This window comes from Burkholderia paludis (assembly GCF_000732615.1).
GTDB classification, from domain to species: domain Bacteria; phylum Pseudomonadota; class Gammaproteobacteria; order Burkholderiales; family Burkholderiaceae; genus Burkholderia; species Burkholderia paludis.
The window spans coordinates 21,223-40,806 of record NZ_JPGL01000070.1; the positions used below are offsets into that span (position 1 = coordinate 21,223).

The 19,584-nt window shown below is 70.5% G+C and carries 21 protein-coding genes; 8 read left to right on the top strand and 13 right to left on the bottom strand.

What is annotated here, in order from left to right; all coding sequences use genetic code 11:
- Window positions 1-11 precede the first annotated feature (11 nt).
- Window positions 12-542 (bottom strand): GNAT family N-acetyltransferase, encoded by a 531-nt coding sequence (locus GQ56_RS0132475; protein WP_031402620.1) that lies wholly within the window; start codon window positions 540-542, stop codon window positions 12-14.
- A gap of 401 nt (window positions 543-943) precedes the next feature.
- On the opposite strand from GQ56_RS0132475, the gene GQ56_RS0132480 reads away from it, so the two are divergent.
- Both GQ56_RS0132480 and GQ56_RS0132485 read left to right on the top strand, forming a co-directional pair.
- Window positions 944-1,411 (top strand): SRPBCC family protein, encoded by a 468-nt coding sequence (locus GQ56_RS0132480; RefSeq protein WP_031402621.1) that lies wholly within the window; start codon window positions 944-946, stop codon window positions 1,409-1,411.
- Between the two features lie 543 nt (window positions 1,412-1,954).
- Window positions 1,955-2,593, top strand: a complete 639-nt coding sequence (locus GQ56_RS0132485) for a 2-hydroxychromene-2-carboxylate isomerase (RefSeq protein ID WP_031402622.1) — start codon at window positions 1,955-1,957, stop codon at window positions 2,591-2,593.
- A gap of 29 nt (window positions 2,594-2,622) precedes the next feature.
- Here the strand turns inward: GQ56_RS0132485 and GQ56_RS0132490 are convergent, their stop codons facing one another.
- Entirely contained in the window at window positions 2,623-3,606 is a 984-nt protein-coding gene (locus GQ56_RS0132490; RefSeq protein WP_031402623.1) for a LysR family transcriptional regulator, read from the bottom strand.
- A 101-nt stretch (window positions 3,607-3,707) separates the two neighbouring features.
- On the opposite strand from GQ56_RS0132490, the gene GQ56_RS0132495 reads away from it, so the two are divergent.
- Complete coding sequence (locus tag GQ56_RS0132495; protein ID WP_031402624.1) at window positions 3,708-4,919, top strand: MFS transporter; 1,212 nt, start codon at window positions 3,708-3,710, stop codon at window positions 4,917-4,919.
- Between the two features lie 182 nt (window positions 4,920-5,101).
- Here GQ56_RS0132495 and GQ56_RS0132500 read toward each other — a convergent pair whose 3' ends face one another.
- The 3 genes from GQ56_RS0132500 to GQ56_RS0132510 all read right to left on the bottom strand — a co-directional run bounded on the left by GQ56_RS0132500 (window position 5,102) and on the right by GQ56_RS0132510 (window position 7,714).
- Window positions 5,102-5,761, bottom strand: coding sequence for a glutathione S-transferase family protein (locus tag GQ56_RS0132500; protein ID WP_031402625.1), 660 nt, complete (start codon window positions 5,759-5,761; stop codon window positions 5,102-5,104).
- A gap of 121 nt (window positions 5,762-5,882) precedes the next feature.
- Window positions 5,883-6,953, bottom strand: a complete 1,071-nt coding sequence (locus GQ56_RS0132505) for an MBL fold metallo-hydrolase (protein WP_031402626.1) — start codon at window positions 6,951-6,953, stop codon at window positions 5,883-5,885.
- A gap of 107 nt (window positions 6,954-7,060) precedes the next feature.
- Window positions 7,061-7,714, bottom strand: a complete 654-nt coding sequence (locus GQ56_RS0132510) for a peroxiredoxin (RefSeq protein WP_031402627.1) — start codon at window positions 7,712-7,714, stop codon at window positions 7,061-7,063.
- 278 nt (window positions 7,715-7,992) lie between these two features.
- On the opposite strand from GQ56_RS0132510, the gene GQ56_RS0132515 reads away from it, so the two are divergent.
- Entirely contained in the window at window positions 7,993-8,901 is a 909-nt protein-coding gene (locus tag GQ56_RS0132515) for an HTH-type transcriptional regulator ArgP (RefSeq protein ID WP_031402628.1), read from the top strand.
- A gap of 30 nt (window positions 8,902-8,931) precedes the next feature.
- On the opposite strand, the gene ltaE is transcribed toward GQ56_RS0132515, so the two are convergent.
- The 3 genes from ltaE to GQ56_RS0132530 all read right to left on the bottom strand — a co-directional run bounded on the left by ltaE (window position 8,932) and on the right by GQ56_RS0132530 (window position 10,984).
- A complete protein-coding gene (ltaE, locus tag GQ56_RS0132520) occupies window positions 8,932-9,945 on the bottom strand; it encodes a low-specificity L-threonine aldolase (RefSeq protein WP_031402629.1) in 1,014 nt (337 codons plus the stop codon).
- 144 nt (window positions 9,946-10,089) lie between these two features.
- Window positions 10,090-10,644, bottom strand: coding sequence for a glycine zipper family protein (locus tag GQ56_RS0132525; protein ID WP_031402630.1), 555 nt, complete (start codon window positions 10,642-10,644; stop codon window positions 10,090-10,092).
- Between the two features lie 13 nt (window positions 10,645-10,657).
- Window positions 10,658-10,984, bottom strand: coding sequence for a hypothetical protein (locus GQ56_RS0132530; RefSeq protein WP_031402631.1), 327 nt, complete (start codon window positions 10,982-10,984; stop codon window positions 10,658-10,660).
- A gap of 509 nt (window positions 10,985-11,493) precedes the next feature.
- On the opposite strand from GQ56_RS0132530, the gene GQ56_RS0132535 reads away from it, so the two are divergent.
- The 3 genes from GQ56_RS0132535 to GQ56_RS0132545 are packed head-to-tail and all read left to right on the top strand — an operon-like array spanning window position 11,494 to window position 14,094.
- The gene (locus GQ56_RS0132535) at window positions 11,494-12,906 is read left to right on the top strand and encodes a cytochrome ubiquinol oxidase subunit I (protein ID WP_031402632.1); all 1,413 of its coding nucleotides are present in this window, start codon (window positions 11,494-11,496) and stop codon (window positions 12,904-12,906) included.
- Between the two features lie 29 nt (window positions 12,907-12,935).
- On the top strand, window positions 12,936-13,943 hold the full coding sequence (gene cydB / locus GQ56_RS0132540; protein WP_031402633.1) for a cytochrome d ubiquinol oxidase subunit II: 1,008 nt from the start codon (window positions 12,936-12,938) through the stop codon (window positions 13,941-13,943).
- A complete protein-coding gene (locus tag GQ56_RS0132545) occupies window positions 13,915-14,094 on the top strand; it encodes a hypothetical protein (RefSeq protein ID WP_031402634.1) in 180 nt (59 codons plus the stop codon). The genes cydB and GQ56_RS0132545 overlap by 29 nt, the downstream gene beginning before the upstream one ends.
- A 109-nt stretch (window positions 14,095-14,203) precedes the next feature.
- Here GQ56_RS0132545 and GQ56_RS0132550 read toward each other — a convergent pair whose 3' ends face one another.
- Entirely contained in the window at window positions 14,204-14,902 is a 699-nt protein-coding gene (locus GQ56_RS0132550) for a hypothetical protein (RefSeq protein ID WP_031402635.1), read from the bottom strand.
- Window positions 14,903-15,000: 98 nt separating this feature from the next.
- On the opposite strand from GQ56_RS0132550, the gene GQ56_RS0132555 reads away from it, so the two are divergent.
- Window positions 15,001-15,909 carry a LysR substrate-binding domain-containing protein gene (locus GQ56_RS0132555; RefSeq protein WP_031402636.1) on the top strand — a complete coding sequence of 303 codons (909 nt, stop codon included), beginning with the start codon at window positions 15,001-15,003 and terminating at the stop codon, window positions 15,907-15,909.
- Window positions 15,910-16,051: 142 nt separating this feature from the next.
- On the opposite strand, the gene GQ56_RS0132560 is transcribed toward GQ56_RS0132555, so the two are convergent.
- The 4 genes from GQ56_RS0132560 to GQ56_RS0132575 form a co-directional block, all read right to left on the bottom strand.
- Entirely contained in the window at window positions 16,052-16,507 is a 456-nt protein-coding gene (locus GQ56_RS0132560; protein WP_152601929.1) for a TIGR00725 family protein, read from the bottom strand.
- A 70-nt stretch (window positions 16,508-16,577) separates the two neighbouring features.
- Window positions 16,578-17,408 carry an ABC transporter permease gene (locus GQ56_RS0132565; protein WP_031402638.1) on the bottom strand — a complete coding sequence of 277 codons (831 nt, stop codon included), beginning with the start codon at window positions 17,406-17,408 and terminating at the stop codon, window positions 16,578-16,580.
- Window positions 17,409-17,418: 10 nt separating this feature from the next.
- On the bottom strand, window positions 17,419-18,507 hold the full coding sequence (locus GQ56_RS0132570; protein WP_031402639.1) for an extracellular solute-binding protein: 1,089 nt from the start codon (window positions 18,505-18,507) through the stop codon (window positions 17,419-17,421).
- Between the two features lie 26 nt (window positions 18,508-18,533).
- Window positions 18,534-19,577 (bottom strand): ABC transporter ATP-binding protein, encoded by a 1,044-nt coding sequence (locus GQ56_RS0132575; RefSeq protein WP_031402640.1) that lies wholly within the window; start codon window positions 19,575-19,577, stop codon window positions 18,534-18,536.
- Window positions 19,578-19,584: the final 7 nt, after the last annotated feature.

A 19,584-nucleotide genomic window follows, 5' to 3' on the forward strand; every position in this document is an offset into this window, starting at 1 on the left:
GACGTGCGCGACTACGCGAGCTGCTTGTGGAAATACGTGGTCGCGCACGGCGTGCCGTCAGGCATCAGCGCATAGTTCGGCACGACGCCGACGCGCTGCCAGCCGGCCCGCTCGTACAGCCGCTCGGCGTCCCCGCCCGTCACGGTGTCGAGCACGAGCACGGTCTTGCCGGCGTCGCGCGCGGCCGCGTCCGCCGCCGCCATCAGCCGCGCGGCGATGCCCTGGCGGCGCGCGTGCCGCGACACGAGCATCTTCGCGACGTCCGCGCGATGCGGCTGGTTCTCGGGCTGCGCGGTCACGACCTGCACGGTGCCGACGATCCGGCCGGCCGCATCCTCGGCGACGAGCAGGATGCGCTCGCCGTTCGCGACGCCGTCGGCCACGCCCGTCCAGAACGCGACCGCGGCCTGTCGTTCGATCGGCAGCATGAAGCTGACGGACGCGCCCCCCTCGACGCAATCGATCAGCACGTCGGCCAGCGCGTCGACGCAGGCTCTCGCGTCGCGCGCGTCGGCGCGGCGGACGGTAACAGGTTCGGTCATGCCATCTCCGGTAGTCAGGCGGGTCGCACGCGCGGGTTCGACGTGCGCCCGGATCAGAAGGCGCGCCCGCCGGACCTCGCCGCGCACGCGGCGGCGGGCGTCCGGCCATGTTGCGCGGGTGGGCGCGTGTTACTGCCCCATCATCCTACGCGATGAATATTCCCGGTGCATCGCCTGACGCGTCACCTCCATTTCACGCAAGGCGTGACAGCCGGCCCGGCACCGCCAAGCTGTCCCCCGGACGCGCCGGTTCGACGGGCTGGGCCGGGCTGGGCCGGGCCGGGCCGGGCCGGGCCGGGCCGGCATTGCACGACGCGCCGCACGCGCCTAGGATTCCTGAAGGAAGCATGACGACACGCCGGCCGCCGGTGCGCACCGTCGTGCGCGCCGCGGGAGGCGACATGTTGCACACGCACACGCATTCGACCCGGGTCAGCCGGCACCTGAACGCCCCGCGCGGTCGCGTCTACCGTGCGTTGCTCGACCCGCAGGCGGTCGAGCAATGGAAGGTGCCCGACGGCATGACGTGCCGCGTGCATGCCTACGACGCGCGCGAAGGCGGCGCGCTGCGCGTGTCGCTGAGCCGCGACGTATCGTCGGGCGCGACCGCCGCGCACACCGACACCTATCACGGCCGCTTCGTCACGCTCGTGCCGGACGAGCGGATCGTCGAGATCGACGTGTTCGAGACCGACGATCCGATGCTGCGCGGCGCGATGACGATCACGATCACGCTGTCCGACGAAGCCGGCGGCACGCGCGTGGACGCCGTGCACGACGGCGTGCCGCCCGGCGTACCGGCCGCCGACAACGAAACCGGCTGGGAGATGGCGCTGGCGCGGCTCGCGGCGCTGGTGGAAGCCGGGTAAGGTCGCACGAAATGCCCGCCGTGGCATGCGTCGCGCCGACCCGGCCAGCGCGTGCAGTGCAGTGCCATGCCGTGGAACCGCGTATCGCACTCGTCCAACCGTGCAGGCGCGAACGGCTGCCTGAATGCATCCGGCCGTTCACGCGCGGACCCGCGCCATTGCGGACCGGGAAATAGCACGCGAAGCTGCCGCACGCTACGCCGGCCCCGTCGATGCGGGCCCTCGTCCACGACTCTCGAGCACCGGCGAGCGGTACGGAACAGCGCCCGAAGTTACCGCACACTGTACCGGCCCCATCGATGCAGGCCCTCGTCCACGGCTTTCGAGCACCAGAGAGCGGCACGGAACAGCGCCCGAAGTTGCCGCACGCTGCACCGGCCCCGTCGATACAGGCCCTCGTCCACGGCTTTCGCACACCGGCGCCGCAGCAGCGCGAAAAAAACGGCCGCATGCGACACTGGCCGCCGATGCACGCATCACGCGCGCCACCGGCGGGCGTGTGCATGCGCAACCGCCAACCGGACACGCTTGAGGGCCACCACCATGAACGCCGCGCGCACCGCCACGTGGTATTTCGACTTCGTTTCGCCGTTCGCCTATCTGCAACAGGAACAATTCGACCAGTTGCCGCCCGCCGCCGCGTTCGAGCCGAAGCCGATCGTGCTCGGCGCGCTGCTCGCGCACTGGGGCCAGAAAGCGCCGGCGGAAATCGCGGCCAAACGCGTGTTCACCTATCGTCATGCGCAATATCGCGCGGACAAGCTCGGCATCCCGTTCCGGATGCCGCCCGCGCATCCGTTCAATCCGATCAGGCCGCTGCGTCTCGCGATCGCGATGGGCAGCTCGCCCGACGCGATCCGGCGGATCTTCCGGCATATCTGGCGCGACGGCCACGACGTGTCGACCCCGGAAGGCTTCGCCGCGCTGTGCGACGCCGTCGACTTCCCGGAAGGGGTGACGGCCGTCGAAGCGCAGCCGGTGAAGGACGCGCTGCGCGCGAACACGGACGATGCGATCGCGCACGGCGTATTCGGCGTGCCGACCTTCGAACTCGCCGGCGACCTGTTCTGGGGCGAGGATGCGACCGGCATGTTCGCCGACTGCGCGACGTCGCGCGCGTGGCTCGACTCACCCGAGGTACGCCGCATCAGCACTCTGCCCGAAGGGATCCGGCGCGGCTGACGGCGCGACCGCCCGACACGCCTCACGCGTCAGCCGTCGCGCCCCTCGACGAGCTCCGGCACGACTTCGCGCATCATCGCGGCGAAGCGCACGAGCCGCGACGGGTAGAACTGCGCGTGCGGATACGTCAGGTAGACGGGCAGCGGCGCGGCCTGCCACTCGGGTGCGAGGTGCACGAGTTCGCCGCGCGCCAGATGATCGGCCAGCATCCATGACGACCCGACGCACGCGCCGACGCCCAGCAGCGCCGCGCTGCGCAGCGCATACAGGTTCGCCGTCGTGATGCGCGGGCGGATCGCAATGCGCCGCGTCTCGCCGGTGACCGAATGCGTCAGCGCCAGCTCGTTGCGGTAATACGTGCGCAACGCGAGCCACGGCAACGCGGCCAGCGCATCGGGATCGGCCGGCACGTCGGCGCCGCTCAGCACCGACGGCGCGGCCACCACGAAGCGCGGCACCTTCGAGAGCCGGATCGCGACCACCGCCGGATCGCTCGGCTCGCCCACCTGGATCGCGCAATCGATGCCGCTGCCGACGAAATCGCGCACGTCGTCCTGCAGCAGCCACTCGACCGACACGCGCGGATAGTCGCGCAGGAACCGCGCGAGCGGCGCGACGAAACGCTCCTGCCCGAACGCATGCGGCACCGCGACCCGCAGCAGCCCGTCGGGCTCCTCCTGGGCGCCGCGCAGATCGGCCTCGAAGGCCGCCCAGTTCGCCAGCAACTCCTTTGCACGCTTGAAGCAGCGCTCGCCGTCGACGGTCAGCCGCATCGCGTGCGTCGTCCGCTGCAACAGCCGCATGCCGAGCGAGCGTTCGAGCGCCTGCAGCCGCCGGCTGATGGTCGGCTGCGTCATGTGTAGTTGCACGGCGGCCGCCGAGAGGCTGCCGGCCTCGACTATGCGCACAAAGGTTTCCATCAGCTCGAAACGGTAGCCTGCGCCGTCCAGCGGCACCGCCTGAATGCGCGGAGAGCCGCCAGCAGCGGGAGATCGGGGAATTTTCTCGGTCATGCGTGAAGCGTATAACAAATCTGCGCGCGACGGCACTACCGTGGCCGGCCGCATGCCGCCACACTCGCGTCCATCCCTTTGTCCACCCCACGATGCACGCCATGTCCACCCCGTCCCGTCTCGACGCCGCGCCCCATGCGGCCGCCCATACGATGCCCGATCGCCGGCTCGTGCTGCTGCTCGCGGCCGCCGCCGGCCTCGGCGTCGCCCCGCTCTACTATGCGCAGCCGATGCTCGGCGCGCTCGGGCCCGATCTCGGCGCGTCGGCGCGCGCGATCGGCTTCGTGCCGACGCTCACGCAGCTCGGCTATGCGCTCGGCATCCTGCTGCTCGCGCCGCTCGGCGACCGCTTCGACCGCCGCCGCGTGATCGTGACCAAGGCCGCCGCGCTGGTCGTCGCGCTGCTGCTCGCCGCCGTCGCGCCGTCGCTCGGGCCGATGCTCGCGGCGAGCTTCGCGATCGGCCTCGCCGCGACGATGGCGCAGGACGTCGTGCCGGCCGCCGCCACGCTCGCGCACGATGCGCATCGCGGCCGCATGGTCGGCACGGTCATGACGGGGCTGCTGCTGGGCATCCTGCTGTCGCGCGTGGTGGCCGGGTTCGTCGCCGAGACGGCCGGCTGGCGCGCGATGTTCGCGCTCGCCGCCGCCAGCGTCGCCGCGATCGGCATCGTCGCCGCGCGCGGGCTGCCGCACTTCGAACCGACCACGCGCCTGCCGTATCGCGCGCTGATCGGTTCGCTCGGCGCACTGTGGCGCCAGCATCCGGCGCTGCGCCGCGCCGCGCTCGCACAGGGGCTGCTGGCGATCGGGTTCAGCGCGTTCTGGTCGACGCTCGCCGTGATGCTGCACGGCGCGCCGTTTCACCTCGGCAGCGCGGTTGCAGGCGCGTTCGGTCTCGCGGGCGCCGCCGGCGCACTGGCCGCGCCCGTGGCCGGGCGCCTGGCCGACCATCACGGCCCGGATCGCGTCACGCGCATCGGCATCGGCATCGCGGCGCTGTCGTTCGCGTCGATGGCTGCCGCGCCGCTGATGGCGCCGCATGCCCAGCTCGTGCTACTCGCGGTCGCGACGATCGGCTTCGACCTCGGCGTGCAGGCCACGCTGGTCTCGCACCAGGCCATCGTCTACCGGATCGACCCCGCGTCGCGCAGCCGCCTCAACGCGGTGCTGTTCGTCGGCATGTTCATCGGGATGGCGACCGGCGCCGCGATCGGCAGCCTGTTGCTCGCGCAACTGGGCTGGAATGCAGTGACCGCGCTGGCCGTCGTGACGTCGCTGGCCGCGCTGGCCGTGCGGATCTGGCGCAACTGATCCCGCGCCGCGCAACAAACCCGGCCGACAGGCCCGCGAGGCTCCCCCGCCCGCCTCGCGATTGTCGGCCGGCGCGCACGATGCTGCCGGCGCGGCGCGTGGATTCGGGCGATCGCGCGCCAGCGTGGAAAACGATCGCCGCCGGCTCGCACCCTCGCACCCTCGCGCGGCGCACGCGCCGCTCAGTCGCGATCGGGCGCCCCCAGCGGAAAGAACGCGCGATACGGCCGCGCCTCGTCGACCGCGCGCGCGAACGACGGCCGCGCCAGCAGGCGCGTGCGGTACGCGATCACGTTCGCGAACGACGGATCGATCCGGTGCGTCCAGTCCGCGTAAAACAGGAACGGCGCCGCGCCGCAATCGGCGAGGCTGAAGCGGTCGCCGGCCGCCCATTCGCGATCGGCCATCTTTCGGTCCAGCCACGCATACGACGTGTCGAGCAGCGCGCGCGCGTCGGCGACCCCGCGCGCATCGCGCTCGGCTTGCGGCCGCAGCGCGTCGAACACGACCTTCTGCTGCGGCGTCGACACGTAGTTGTCGAAGAAGCGATCCATCGTCCGCACCTCGAGCGCCGCGTGCGGATCGTCGGGCAGCAGGCGCACGGGGCCCGGATGATTCAGGCCGAGGTACTCGACGATGATCGACGCCTCGACCACCGTGCGGCCCGCATCGACCAGCACCGGAAAGCGCTTCAGCGGCCACAGCGCGGCCAGTTCCCGCATCGGTTCCGGATCGTCGTGCGTGAGCATGCGGTACGTGAACGGCGTGCCGTTCTCGTAGAGTGCCGTCAGCACCTTCTGGCAGTAGGACGAAAAGGGATGGGCGTAAAGCGTCGGCATCATCGCGTGCTCTCTCTGGGGTTTCGGCGCCGCATGATGCGGCGCCACGTGATCGGATACCTGGACGACGAACGGCGCCCGGCCGTTTCGACATCGGTCGGGATTTTTTTTCGCCGTCGGGCCGCTACGACCGGCCGTCCATCACGACGCGCCCTTCTGCGCGCCAGCGCAGCATCCCGCCGCCGAGATTCGCGACCGCGCCGAAGCCGGACTTCAGCAGGATCACGGTCGCCTGCGCGGATCGCCCGCCGGCCCGGCATACCGTCACGACCGGCCGGTCGCGCGCCAGCTCGCCGGTGCGCGCGGCCAGTTCGCCGAGCGGAATCGGCGTCGCGCCGGGCAGATGGCCGAGCGGGCCCGTGAATTCGTCCGGCTCGCGCACGTCGACGACCTGCACCGCCGGCAGGTGATCCTCCAGCCATTGCGGATCGATTTCCCAGAACCCGGCGAACGTATAGGCGAGCGGCGCCCAGTCGGGCACCGCCTGCGCATCGGGCGCGTTCGCCGCGACGCCGCACTGCAGGTTCGCCGGCACCGCGACGTCGATCTGGCGCGGGTGCGCGAGCCCGAGGTTGCGCATGTAGCCGGCGAAATCGTCCTCGCTCAGATCGCCGCCGAGGCGCGGATTGAAGCGCCGCTCCTCGCCGACGCTCGTCACCGTGAGCCCGCGATAGTCGTGCGCCGGATACAGCAGGCACGCGGCCGGCAGCGTGAACAGCCGGCCGTGCACCGCGCGATACAGCGCGCGCGGGTCGCCCTGCTGGAAGTCGGTGCGGCCCGTGCCGCGGATCAGCAAGCAATCGCCGGTGAACGCCATCGATTCGTCGTCGAGCACGAGGCTGATGCAGCCGCTCGTATGGCCGGGCGTCGCGCGCACGGTCAGGTAACGCGGGCCGAATGCGCAGCGCTCGCCGTCGTTCAGATAGCGGTCGGCGCCCTGCGCGCCGCTCGCGGCCGAGATCGCGATCGCGCTGCCCGTGCGCTGCTTCAGCAGCCATGCGCCCGTCACGTGGTCGGCATGCACGTGCGTGTCGACGGTCGCGACGAGCCGCAGCCCGAGCTCGTCGAGCAGCGCCGCGTCGCGGCGCACCTGCTCGAACACCGGATCGATCAGCAGCGCCTCGCGCGACGCACGGTCGGCGAGCAGATACGTGTACGTCGACGATTGCGGGTCGAAGAGTTGCCGGAAGATCATCGCGAAGTCGCTCCGTCGCGGATTGGTGCGTCTTGTCCGGCCCGCTACGCCGAAATCGTGCGGGCCGCTCCGTCGCGGGCCGGTGCGGCCGGCCCGCGGCCGCCGCGTCAGCGCGGCTGCGTCACGTAGCGCAGATACGGCTTCACCGTCCGGAAGCCCTGCGGATACTTCTGCTTCGCCGCGTCGTCCGACACCGACGTCGGGATGATGACATCGTCGCCGGGCGTCCAGTTGACCGGCGTCGCCACCGTATGCCGCGCATTGAGCTGCAACGCGTCGAGCAGGCGCAGCACCTCGTCGAAGTTGCGCCCCGCGCTCATCGGATAGACGAGCATCGCCTTGACCTTCTTGTCCGGCCCGATGATGAACACCGAGCGCACGGTCGCGTTGTCGACCGCCGTGCGCGGGCCGCCGCCCGCATTCGGATGGATCATGTCGTACAGCTTCGCGACCTTCAGTTCGTCGTCGCCGATCAGCGGATAGTTGACCGCATGCCCCTGCGTCTCCGCGATGTCCGCCACCCACTTCCGGTGATCGCTGACCGGGTCGATCGACAGCCCGATGACCTTCGTGTCGCGCTTGTCGAATTCCGGCTTGAGCCCGGCCATGTAGCCGAGTTCGGTCGTGCATACCGGCGTGAAATCCTTCGGATGGGAAAACAGGATCGCCCAGTGATCGCCGATCCATTCATGAAAACGGATCGTTCCCTCGGTGGTCTCCGCGGTGAAATCGGGCGCGTCCTCGCCCAGTCGAATCGACATGTTCGCCTCCGTCAAATGGGAATCGTCACGACGCCCGCGCCGCAGCCTGGCCACCGCGCGGCGCGCGATCGTCCGCGCGCGAACCGCCGGCATCGCCGATGCCCGGTCTCGCGCGTTCCTATAGCGTAGGTCAAAAAGCGCGCGCCACCGGCATGCGGCGCGGCGGATGCGGGTGGCGCAGGCGGCACGGCACGGCGATTCTCCGCACGCGGCCGCTCGCGCGGCCTGCCTTACACTAACGGCTGTTCTCGTCTTACGTTCACAGGAATGCCATCGACATGTCGCTGACGATCGATCCGAAGCAAGCCGCCGCGCTGCTGGCCGTCGCCGACACGGGCAGCTTCGAGCAGGCGGCCGTGCGCCTGCACGTGACCGCGTCCGCCGTCACGCAGCGGGTCCGCGCGCTGGAGGCGAGCCTCGGCACGCCGCTCGTGCTGCGCACGCGGCCGTGCCGCCCGACGGTGGCCGGGCAGCGCGTGCTGCAGCACCTGCGCCGTGTCGCGCTGCTGCAGGCCGACCTGCAAAGCACGCTCGCGACCGAGCGCGCATCGCCGATCTCCGTGACGATCGCGCTCAATTCCGACAGCCTCGGCACATGGTTTCTCCCGGCGCTGACGTCGGTGCTCGCGGGCGAGCGCATCCTGTTCGAGTTGATCGTCGAGGATCAGGACCATACGTTCGCGCTGCTCGAAAGCGGGATGGCGGTCGGCTGCGTGACGACCGAGCCGAAGCCGATGCGCGGCTGCCTCGCGACGCCGCTCGGCACGATGCGCTACCGGCTGCTCGCGGCCGCCGCGTTCGCGGTGCGCTGGTTTCCGCGCGGGCTGAACCGCACGAGCGCACGCCGCGCGCCCGTCGTCGCCTATTCGCGGCGCGACACGCTGCAGTCGTCGTTCCTGAAGGAGAAGTTCGGATTGCCCGAGGGCGCGTACCCGTGCCACTACGTGCCGGGCACCCATTCGCACTTCGCGGCGGTGCGCCACGGGCTCGGCTACGCGATGGTGCCGGAACCGCTGATCGGCGCCGCGCCGCTCGACGCGCAAGGGCTCGTCGATCTCGCGCCCGCGCATCCGACCGACGTCACGCTGTACTGGCACGCATGGACCGTGCAGTCGCCGACGATGGCGTCGCTGTCCAGCCGGGTCGTCGAGGCTGCGCGCCGGTTGCTCGCGCCGTTGCCGGCCTGACATGGGCCGGTGAAGCACCGGCCCGCCGCATCACACGCGCCGCTGCGAGAAATACGCGCCGACCGCACCGAGGAACGTGTCGATATCCGCGCGCGACACGTCGCAGTGGGTGACGAAGCGCGACGCGTACAGCATCTGCGTGAGGATCCCGCGCGCCTTGAGCCACGCCTCGAGCGGCGCGCAATCGGCTTCGGGGAATTGCGCGAACACCATGTTCGTCGCCTGCGACAGCACTTTCACGCCGTCGATACGCGCGAGGCCTTCGGCGAGGTGCGCGGCATTCGCGTGATCGTCCGCGAGCCGCTCGACCTGGTGGTCGAGCGCATACAGGCACGCCGCCGCGAGAATGCCCGACTGGCGCATCGCGCCGCCCAGCACCTTGCGCCAGCGCTGCGCGCGCTCGATCAGCGCGCGGCTGCCGACCAGCACCGAGCCGACCGGTGCGCCGAGCCCCTTCGAGAAACAGATCGACACGCTGTCGAACGGCGCGCACAGCTCGGCGATCGAACGGCCCGATGCGACGGCCGCATTGCAGACCCGCGCGCCGTCGAGGTGCAGCGACAGCCCGCGGCTGCGCGCGAACGCGGTGGCTTCCTGCACATAGGCTTCCGGCAGGACCTGGCCGCCGATGGTGTTCTCGAGCGCGAGCAGGCGCGTGCGGGCGAAGTGATTGTCGATCGGCTTGATCGCCGCGGCGATCTTCGCGACGGGCAGCGTGCCGTCCGGCGCGTTCTCGATCGGCTGCGGCTGGATGCTGCCCAGCACGGCGGCGCCGCCGCCTTCGTACTTGTAGGTGTGCGCGAGCTGGCCGACGATGTACTCGTCGCCGCGCTCGCAATGGGCCATCAGTGCGCCGAGGTTGCTCTGCGTGCCGCTCGGGAAGAACAGTCCGGCCTCCTTGCCAGCCCGCTCGGCCATCACCGCCTGCAGGCGCAGGACGGTGGGGTCGTCGCCCCAGACGTCGTCGCCGACTTCGGCGGCTGTCATCGCGGCCAGCATTGCCGGGCCGGGGCGTGTCACGGTATCGCTGCGTAAATCGATCATCGCTGAGTCCTGGGTTAACACGGACCGGAACCGATGCGCCCGGCCCTGCCGAAACGAGACTCAGAGTGTACGCAATTCACGCAGCGCGTGGGAGCCGGCGGTCGCCGCGCGCAACCGCACGCCGCGCCGCCGCCGCGCCTGCCGTCAATAGTTCGGCGGCGGCGGCTGAATCCCCGCCGGCGGCATCGGCGGCGCCGCGCGCGGCGCACCGCCGCCACCGTATGCACCGCCGCCATCGCCGCCTCGGCCGCCGCTCATCCCGCCCGGCACCGGCACGCGGTTGCCGGTCGCGTACATGCATTGCAGGTAGCCGTAGTCGTAGCGGCGCTGGATGTCGTAGGCCGAGCCTTGCGCCGCGCCGGCGCCGACCACGCTGCCCGCGAGCAGCCCCGCGCCCGCGCCGACGGCCGCGCCCGTGCCGCCATTGAACGCCGCCCCCGCGGCCGCGCCGAGCGCGGTGCCGACGGCGGCACTGCCGATCGCGCTCGCGGTCGACGCCTGCCCGGCGCTCACGCCGCCCGATTGCTGGAACGCGTACTGGCGGCAGTTCGCATCGTCGGCGCGGAACTGGTCGAACGATTTGCCGGTGCCCGGCAGCGCCATCACGCTCGGCCCGGTCGGCATGTAGGCGCATGCGCCGAGGAGGCCGGCCAGGGCCAGCGCGGCCGGCACGCGCAGATGTCGAATTACGGATTTCATCGTCGCGCCTCCGTCACTGCGGCCGCGCCGGCACCGATCGCCAGCCCGACGTGCAGGTCTTCACATAGGGGTAGTAATGTTTCGACGCGTCGCAGTAGTACCAGACGTTCGCGTCGCCTTCGTCCTGCGGCTGGCCCTTCTCGACGTATTCGGGCGGCGGGCCCGGGTCGACCGGCACCGCGATGACGGGCGGCGGGTAGTAATAGGGAGCAGGAACGACAGGGTAGTAATACGGGTAACCGGGGCCGATGTAGACCCCGACCCGGGCGGCATGCGCCACGCCGCCCGTCGCGACCGCGATCGCGGCCGCCGCGCCCAGCGCGAGCTTCAATCCATTCACGTCACGTTCTCCGGCTGAGGGTTCGTCGATCCGAACCCGACATACCGAACGCTACGCCGCGCGCGATCCGGCATCCATTACCGCCGGACGCGCCAATGTTGCATGACGTTACCAATGTGACAAACCGCAACGGCCGCGGCCCGCCGGCACGGTCGTGCGCATTACGCATTAATGCACCGCAACAGTCCGGCCGCGCGCGGACGCGCGGCGCGGCGTCGCCCGGTGCGACGCGACGCTTGCGTCCGCATCGAACCGTTCCGATGACGCCGCGCGCCATATTGACGCACGTGCGTCAGACCGCCACGTCTCGGCCGCGCGCGGCGCACGCGGCCTTCTTGATACGAATCAACGATTTATCCCAAAATCGCCCGCGACGGGCTGGACATCTGCGACGAGTTGGCACATTTCGCGGTGCAACATCGCAGCCCATACTCCAGCCAACCCCGACGCCCGTCCGCCGGGGTCCGCCGGCACCCGCCGGCGGATATCGTCAGCTTCGGTCAACTGGTATGGACACCGCTCTTTCGGCCCTCGATCTGGCCCGCCTGCAATTCGCGTTCACCGTCTCCTTTCACATCGTCTTTCCGGCGCTGAGCATCGGCCTCGCCAGCTTCATCACCGTGCTCGAATATCGCTGGCTCAAGACCGGCAAGCAGTACTACAAATCCCTCTGTCTGTTCTGGTCGAAGATCTTCGCGGTCGCGTTCGGGATGGGCGTCGTCTCCGGCGTCGTGATGAGCTACCAGTTCGGCACCAACTGGTCGGGCTTCTCGAGCTTCGCCGGCGCGGTCACCGGGCCGCTGCTGATGTACGAGGTCATGACCGCGTTCTTCCTCGAGGCCGGCTTCCTCGGCATCATGCTGTTCGGCTGGAACCGCGTCAGCCCGCGCGCGCACTTCGGCGCGACGCTGATGGTCGCGATCGGCACGCTGATCTCGACGTTCTGGATCCTCGCGTCGAACAGCTGGATGCAGACGCCGCAGGGCTTCGAGATCGTCGACGGCCGTGTCGTGCCGACCGACTGGTTCGCGATCATCTTCAACCCGTCGTTCCCGTACCGCCTGTTCCACATGGCGATCGCCGCGTTCATCGTCGCCGCGCTGGTGGTGGCCGCGACGGGCGCGTGGCACCTGCTGAAGGGCCGCCGCGACAAGGGCGTGAAGAAGATGTTCTCGATGGCGCTGTGGCTGCTGCTCGTGCTCGCGCCGCTGCAGGCCGTGATCGGCGACCAGCACGGCATCAACACGCTGAAGCACCAGCCCGCGAAGATCGCCGCGATCGAGGGGCTGTGGGAAACCGAGAAGGGCGGCACGCCGCTCAACCTGTTCGGCCTCCCCGACATGAAGGCGGAAACGACCCGCTATGCGGTCAAGGTGCCGCACCTCGGCAGCCTGATCCTCACGCACAGCTGGGACGGCGAGATCCGCGGGCTGAAGGATTTCCCGCCGGAAGACCGGCCGAATTCGACGATCGTGTTCTGGAGCTTCCGGATCATGGTCGGCCTCGGCATCGCGATGATCGGCCTCGCCGCGCTGGCGTGGCTCCTGCGCCGCCGCGGCCGCCTGTATGAATCGAAGGGGTTCCAGCGCTTCGCGCTCGTGATGGGCCCGACCGGCTTCGTGTCGCTGCTCGCGGGCTGGGTGACGACCGAAGCGGGCCGCCAGCCGTGGGTCGTGTACGGCGTGATGCGCACCGCGCATGCGGTGTCGCCGCTGTCGGTACAGCAGGTCAGCCTGTCGATGATGACGTTCGTGGTCGTGTACTTCCTCGTGTTCGGCACCGGCGTGTACTACATGCTGAAGCTGATGAAGGCCGGCCCCGCGCTGCCCGACGCGCCGCATGACGACACGCCCGGCACGCGCCCCGATCACACCGCGCGCCGTCCGATGTCGGCCGTCGACGAGCTGATCGAGACCGTCTGAGCCCACCCCATCCGCAAACGAGAAAACCTATGGACGTCACCGTAATCTGGGCCGCGATCATCGCATTGGGGCTCTTCATGTACGTCGTGCTCGACGGCTTCGACCTCGGCATCGGCATCGTCTTCCCGTTCTTCCCGGACGAGAAGGAACGCGACCTGATGATGAACACGGTCGCGCCCGTGTGGGACGGCAACGAGACCTGGCTCGTGCTCGGCGGCGCCGGGCTGTTCGCGGTGTTCCCGGTCGTCTATTCGACCGTGCTGTCGGCGCTGTACCTGCCGCTGATCTTCATGCTGGTCTGCCTGATCTTCCGCGGCGTGTCGTTCGAGATCCGCGCGAAGGCGCGGCGCACCAAGCAGCTGTGGGATCTCGCGTTCATCGGCGGCTCGGCCGGCGCGACGCTGTTCCAGGGGATCGCGCTCGGCGCGTTCCTGCAGGGCATCAACGTGAAGGACGGCGTGTTCGCGGGCGACGCGTTCGACTGGCTCACGCCGTTCAGCCTGCTGACGGGCCTCGGCCTGATCGTGACCTACGCGCTGCTCGGCTGCTGCTGGCTCGTCGCGAAGACGGAAGGCGACCTGCAGCGGCGCCTCCACCGCGTGGTGTGGCCGCTGACGGTCGTGCTGCTCGGCTTCATCGCCGTCGTCAGCCTGTGGACGCCGCTGCAGGATCCGGCCGTGGCGCAGCGCTGGTTCGATTCGGGGCTGTTCTGGCGCCTGCTGCCGGTGCCGTTCCTGGTCGTCGGGTGCGCGGTGTGGATGCGGCGCGCGGTGCGCAACCGGCACGACATGACGCCGTTCGTGCTCGCGCTGGCGCTCGTGCTGCTCGGCTACGTCGGCCTGCTCGTCACGCTGTTCCCGTATGCGATTCCTCAGACGATGACGATCTGGGAAGCGGCGGCGCCGCGTTCCAGCCAGACCTTCACGCTGGTCGGCGCAGCGGTTATCCTCCCGATCATCATCGCCTACACGACGATGGGTTACTGGGTATTCCGAGGCAAGGTGCGCCATGAAGACCAGCATTACTACCACCACTGATTCCACCGGCCGCCCCGCGGCGGCGCCACGGCCGCGGATGCGCGGCTGGATGTGGTTCGTCGTTCTATGGGCGGCCGGCGTGCTCGGCGCCGTCACGCTCGGCTACGCGTTCAAGATCTTCATGAACCTGACGCTGTTCGCGGTGAAGTAAGCACCGCCCGCGTCGCCCGCCGGCGCGCATGCCGGCGCCGTGCCGCATGCCGCGCCGGCGGCGCCTCGTCCGCGCCGGCGGGGCGCGCGCCCCTCGCGGCTTCCGCGCGTCAGCGCCCGCCCTGCTCGCCGTCGCACTTCACCGTGCACATCGCCTTGTCCACTTCCGTGAAGAACGTCTGGTAGTACTCGGGCTCCATCACGGTCTTGGTCCGCGAATCGCCGGCGCTGTCCCACACCGTGCGATCGAATCGCGCACGCACGATCGCGACGTGCGCGTCCGGCCCCGCCCGAACCGTCACGATCGCGGCCACGCGTTCATGATCGGGCTTCACCGGCAGCATCCCGATGCGCGCCTTCAAGGCGCCGCGCAGCAGCTGCCGCCACTTCGGGATCAGCGTGTCGCTGCGCCCCGCCTCCACCAGCCCCGAATCGCGATCGACCGTCACCGGCTCATAGCCTTGCGCGCGCAGCACGCCCGCCACCGCGTCGAGCGTGTGCGCCTGCGTCGCGTCCTTGTAGCGGCGATCGCTGAGCATGCGCAACGTCTGCCGCTCGGTGTCCGTCAGGTCGACCTCGGTCTGGCTCGAGCTGTAGCGCACCAGCGATCCGCCGCTGCCGATCTGGCGCTCGTTCTCCGGCTTCGTCGCGCACCCGGTCAGCGCCGCGAACAGCCCGGCACAGGCCAGCGCCAGCGCACCGCGGCCACGCGCGGGCGGTGTCGCCGCCGCACGGCGCGCGGCGCGCCGGAGGCGAAGACGGTGGCGAATTCCGGTTGCCCGGGCGTCGGGTGGCGATATCATCGTCATCGGGGGGTTCTCCTGTCGGCGACATGATAGGCACCCGCCGCGGCCGCCGCAAACGACATTTTCTAATCCACTGTGTAGCTTTTCTTCGCGATCTCACGATGCGCCGATTGCCGCCCCTGAATGCGCTGCGCAGCTTCGAAGCTGCCGGCCGCCTGCAGAGCCTGACCCTTGCCGCCGAGGAGCTGAACGTGACCCAGAGCGCGGTCGCGCAGCAGATCCGCGTGCTCGAATCGTTCTTCGGGCAGAAGCTGTTCGAGCGCGACGGGCGCTCGTTGCGGCTCACGCCGCGCGCGCGGCATTACCTCGTCGACGTCGCGAGCAGCCTCGGGCGGCTCGCGCTGGCGACCGGCCAGATGTTCGAGCCCGTCGGCGGCCATCCGGTGCGGATCAACACGTCCGTCTCGTTCGCGCACGGTTGGTTGCTCACGCAACTGGCCGCCTTCCAGGCCGCGCACCCGGACATCGACGTGCAGCTCGTCACGACGCCCGATGCCGAGCGCGACCAGCTCGACGAATCCTGCGACGTCGTGGTCCGCCGCTATACGCCGGAGCTGCGCCGCAAGGGGTTCGTGTCGCGGCCGCTGCTCGCGACCGTCGCGGTGCCGGTATGCGCGCCCGACCATCCGGTGCTCGGGCAGGTACGCACGCCGGCCGACCTGCGCAACGCGCCGCTGCTGCATTACGCGGGCTTGCCGCAGGCATGGCAATACTGGTTCCACCAGGCCGGATCGGTCGTCACCGAGACGCTGCGCGGGCCGTTCTATCGCGAGTTCTTCCTGATGACCAAGGCCGCCGCGAGCGGGCTCGGCGTGTGCCTCGCGCCGCGCGCGGTCGTACGCGACGATCTCGAGCAAGGGCGGCTCGTCACGCTGTTTCCCGAGGTCCGCCTGGAAGGGCCGCCGTTTCATTGCCTGTATCGCGACGATGACGACGACGCGTCGCTGCGCACGTTCGTCGACTGGCTGTTTGCACGGGCGGAGGCGCTGGAAGGCGCGGTGACGGGATAGCCGCGAGCGACGGGAGGCGCGAAAGCGGCCGAAGCAGCCGAAGCAGCCGAGGCGGCCGGATGCGGATGCAACCATGCCGCCGACATCCGGACGGCCGTGCCGCGCCGCGACGTTCGGCCGGCCAGTGCGCGGCCACGCCCGCCTACGCCGGATCGGCGAGCCACCACGCGACCCGCGCGACGAGCGGATCCGCGGCGTCGAAGCATTCGACGCCCGCCACCTGCGGCGCGTCGCAAATCGTGAACACCGGCTTGCCCCACTGCAATCCGAGCGCGATCTCGGACAGCGTGCCGAGCCCGCCGCCGACCGCGACCAGGCACAGCGACGCACGCGCGACCAGCGCATTGCGCGTGATGCCGAGCCCGGTCGGCAGCGCGACGCTCAGGTACGGATTCGCGTGCGTCGCATCCTCTTCGGGCAGCAACCCGATCGCGCACCCGCCGGCCGCATGCGCGCCGCGCGCGGCCGCCTCCATCACGCCCTGCTTGCCGCCGCCGACGAGCGCGACGCCCGCCGCCGCCAGCGCGTGCGCGATGCGCTCGGCAACCCGCATCTGCTCGCCGGTCGCGTCGCGCGGACCGATGATGCCGACCGGCATGCAATGCCGCCGCGGGCCGCGCTGCCGCTGCGCGAGTTGCGCGAGCGCGCCGCGCGTCGCCGCCGACCACTCAATGACGTCGTTGCCGGACAAGGCCTTCCCCCAGTGCAAGAACGCAGGTGCAGATCGCCGTCAGCACGATCGACAGCACGGCCGCCTGCGAGAAATCGGTTTGCCCGTCCGACAGCTTCAGATACATCAGCAGCGGCAGGATATTGATCTGCGTGCCGGCCAGCGCGAGCGCCGTGCCGTAGGTGCCGAGCGCGATCGCCGTGACGAGGCACCACGCGGCCGCGACCGACGGCCACAGTTCGCGCCACGCGACGTCGAGCCACGCGCGCCACGGCCGGGCGCCGAGCGTCAGCGCCGCCTCGAGCGGCCGCCGGTCGAGATTCGCGAGCGCCGGATAGATCATCAGCGCGACCCGCGGAATCAGGTAATACGCATACGCGACCGCCAGCCCCGGCATCGTGTAGATCGCGCCGCCGAGTACGGTCGGATCCGCGCCCAGCGACGCCGCCAGCATGGTGACGAAGCCCGCGCGGCCGAACGCGAGGATGAAACCGTAGGCGATCACCAGCCCGGAGAACGCGAGCGGCACGCCGAGCAGCGCGAGCGTCCAGTGGCGACGGGCGGGCGACTGGCCCGCCAGCGCGAACGCGACCGGCACGCCGACGCCGACCGACAGCGTGCCCGCGCCGGCCGCCAGCGCCAGCGAGCGCGCGATCGCATCGGCGACGAGCGGATCGCGCAGCACCGCGCCGAACGCGCGGCCGCCGTCCGTGAAGGCCGAGCCGACGAGCGCGGCGAGCGGCAGCACGAAGCACACCGCCAGCAATGCCGCCGCCGGGGCCGCGCCGAAACGGCGCAGCGCGCCGCGTTCCGCCAGGGAAGTCTGCATCGCGCGCCCCTTACTGGCCGAGCGTCGCCTGCGACCAGAGCTGGTCGACCTCGGCCTTGCGCGCGGCCGCCTTCGCCACGTCGAGCGGTCGCACCTGCGGCGCCTGCGGCAGCTTCGCCGCGACGTCGGGCGCGACCGGCGTGCCGGGCACGGCCGGCCGCACGAAGCCCTGCGCGAACAGCGCCTGCCCGACGTCGCTCATCACCAGGTTGAGCCAGAGCTGCGCGGCCGACGGGTTCGGGCCGTTCTTCACGAGGCTCATCGCATACGGCGCCGACACGCTGCCGTCCTGCGGAATCACGATGTCGGCCGCCTCGCCCATGCCATCGACGTACCGCGCCTTCAGGCCGTCGTTCTCGTAGCCGATCAGGATCGGAATCTCGCCCTTCACGAACTTCGCGTACGGCGTCGTGCCCTCGACCCGCAGCACGTTGCCCGCGCGCTTCAGCTTGCCGAAGAATTCCGCGCCGGGTTTCGGATTCTCGACGCTGCCGCCGTTCGCATATGCGGCCGCGAATACGGCGACCTGCCCTTGCCCGGTCGAACGAGGATCGAGATAGACCACCGTGTTGCGATATTCCGGCTTCAGCAGATCGGACCAGCGTTGCGGCACGTTCTTCACGAGCTTGCGGTTGACGAGGAACGCGATGTTCAGCGAATGCACCGCGAACCAGCGGCCGTCCGCCGAGCGAAACACGTCCGGCAGCCTGTCGAAGTTGACCGGCTTGAACGGGGCCACGACGTCCCGGGCCTGCGCATCGAGCGCGGATGCGGCGAAGTAGTACGCGGTATCGGCCTGCGGGCGCCGGCGCGACTTGTCGAGCGCGACCACGGTCGCCGCCGAGCCGATGTCGTTGTAGGTGATCTCGACCTTCGGGTAGCGCTTGCGGAACTCGGCGAACAGCGCCTTCCAGTTCGCCCATTCGGGGCCCGTGTCGAACGACACGACGAGCCCCTCGTCGGCGGCCTTCGCGTACAGCGCATCCTCGCCCGGATAGAGCGGCGCGGCGTGCGCCGGCGCGGCGGCCAGCGCGGCGAACGCGCAGAGCGCCAGCACGCCGGCGCGCAAGGTGTTCACAAGAGGGTGACCAGCAGGCATCGGAGATCTCCGTTCAATGAAATGGGTCAACTCGCATCCGGCGTCGCCGGCAGCACGAGCAGATGGCATGGTTCGATCGCGATGCGGCGCATGGCCGGCACGCGACCTTCGCACAGCAGCGGGCCGGCCGAGCCGGCGGGAATGAAGTCGTAGCGTTGCGTCGCGCCGAAGTAGCGCACGTCGCCCGGACGGCCGTCGAGGCGGTTCACGCCGTCGGCCGGCGGATCGGCCTGTACGTGCTCGGGCCGCACCAGCACCTCGACCTCGGCGCCCGGCGGGTGCCCGCCGGTCTCGGCGTGCAGCGTCGCGAATTGCACGTCGACCGCGCCGCGCGCGATCACGCGGCCGCGCAGCAACGTCGAATGCCCGACGAAGCGCGCGACCCGGGCGGACACGGGACGCTCGTACAGGTCGCGCGGCGTGCCGACCTGCAGTACCCGGCCGCCGTCGACGATCGCGACGCGGTCGGCCATGCTCAGCGCCTCGTCCTGGTCGTGCGTGACGAGCAGCGTCGTCGCCCCGCACGCGCGCTGCAACGCACGAATCTCGTCACGCAGCTGATGGCGGATGCCGGCGTCGAGCGCGGCCAGCGGCTCGTCGAGCAGCAGGAGCTTCGGTTCGATCACGAGCGCACGCGCCAGCGCGACGCGCTGCTGCTGCCCGCCGGACAGCATCGCGATGCCGCGCTCCGCATGGGCCGACAGGCCGACGCGCTCGAGCATCTCGCCCGCGCGCCGCCGCCGGAGGCCGGCCGCGACGCCGCGCATCCTCAGCCCGTACGCGACGTTGTCGGCCACCGACAGGTGCGGAAACAGCGCGTAGTGCTGGAACACCATCCCCACCTCGCGCCGCCACACCGGCACGCCCGCCATGTCGGCGCCGCCGATCGCGATGCGGCCGCTGCCGCCGTCGAGCAGGCCGGCCGCAAGCCGCAGCAGCGTGGACTTGCCGGACCCGCTGCGCCCCATCACCGCGAGCAGTTCGCCCGGCGCGGCGGACAGCGTGACGTCGTCGACGCCGTGACGCGCGCCGGGATACTGGAAGCTGACGTGTTCGAACTCGAGACTCATGACGGAC

What these genes read in the sequence shown, in the direction of transcription:
- GQ56_RS0132475 (WP_031402620.1), bottom strand. Translation starts at nt 542, where the DNA reads ATGACCGAACCTGTTACCGTCCGCCGCGCCGACGCGCGCGACGCGAGA.
- GQ56_RS0132480 (WP_031402621.1), top strand. Translation starts at nt 944, where the DNA reads ATGTTGCACACGCACACGCATTCGACCCGGGTCAGCCGGCACCTGAAC.
- GQ56_RS0132485 (WP_031402622.1), top strand. Translation starts at nt 1,955, where the DNA reads ATGAACGCCGCGCGCACCGCCACGTGGTATTTCGACTTCGTTTCGCCG.
- GQ56_RS0132490 (WP_031402623.1), bottom strand. Translation starts at nt 3,606, where the DNA reads ATGACCGAGAAAATTCCCCGATCTCCCGCTGCTGGCGGCTCTCCGCGC.
- GQ56_RS0132495 (WP_031402624.1), top strand. Translation starts at nt 3,708, where the DNA reads ATGTCCACCCCGTCCCGTCTCGACGCCGCGCCCCATGCGGCCGCCCAT.
- GQ56_RS0132500 (WP_031402625.1), bottom strand. Translation starts at nt 5,761, where the DNA reads ATGATGCCGACGCTTTACGCCCATCCCTTTTCGTCCTACTGCCAGAAG.
- GQ56_RS0132505 (WP_031402626.1), bottom strand. Translation starts at nt 6,953, where the DNA reads ATGATCTTCCGGCAACTCTTCGACCCGCAATCGTCGACGTACACGTAT.
- GQ56_RS0132510 (WP_031402627.1), bottom strand. Translation starts at nt 7,714, where the DNA reads ATGTCGATTCGACTGGGCGAGGACGCGCCCGATTTCACCGCGGAGACC.
- GQ56_RS0132515 (WP_031402628.1), top strand. Translation starts at nt 7,993, where the DNA reads ATGTCGCTGACGATCGATCCGAAGCAAGCCGCCGCGCTGCTGGCCGTC.
- ltaE (WP_031402629.1), bottom strand. Translation starts at nt 9,945, where the DNA reads ATGATCGATTTACGCAGCGATACCGTGACACGCCCCGGCCCGGCAATG.
- GQ56_RS0132525 (WP_031402630.1), bottom strand. Translation starts at nt 10,644, where the DNA reads ATGAAATCCGTAATTCGACATCTGCGCGTGCCGGCCGCGCTGGCCCTG.
- GQ56_RS0132535 (WP_031402632.1), top strand. Translation starts at nt 11,494, where the DNA reads ATGGACACCGCTCTTTCGGCCCTCGATCTGGCCCGCCTGCAATTCGCG.
- cydB (WP_031402633.1), top strand. Translation starts at nt 12,936, where the DNA reads ATGGACGTCACCGTAATCTGGGCCGCGATCATCGCATTGGGGCTCTTC.
- GQ56_RS0132545 (WP_031402634.1), top strand. Translation starts at nt 13,915, where the DNA reads ATGAAGACCAGCATTACTACCACCACTGATTCCACCGGCCGCCCCGCG.
- GQ56_RS0132550 (WP_031402635.1), bottom strand. Translation starts at nt 14,902, where the DNA reads ATGACGATGATATCGCCACCCGACGCCCGGGCAACCGGAATTCGCCAC.
- GQ56_RS0132555 (WP_031402636.1), top strand. Translation starts at nt 15,001, where the DNA reads ATGCGCCGATTGCCGCCCCTGAATGCGCTGCGCAGCTTCGAAGCTGCC.
- GQ56_RS0132560 (WP_152601929.1), bottom strand. Translation starts at nt 16,507, where the DNA reads ATGCCGGTCGGCATCATCGGTCCGCGCGACGCGACCGGCGAGCAGATG.
- GQ56_RS0132565 (WP_031402638.1), bottom strand. Translation starts at nt 17,408, where the DNA reads ATGCAGACTTCCCTGGCGGAACGCGGCGCGCTGCGCCGTTTCGGCGCG.
- GQ56_RS0132570 (WP_031402639.1), bottom strand. Translation starts at nt 18,507, where the DNA reads ATGCCTGCTGGTCACCCTCTTGTGAACACCTTGCGCGCCGGCGTGCTG.
- GQ56_RS0132575 (WP_031402640.1), bottom strand. Translation starts at nt 19,577, where the DNA reads ATGAGTCTCGAGTTCGAACACGTCAGCTTCCAGTATCCCGGCGCGCGT.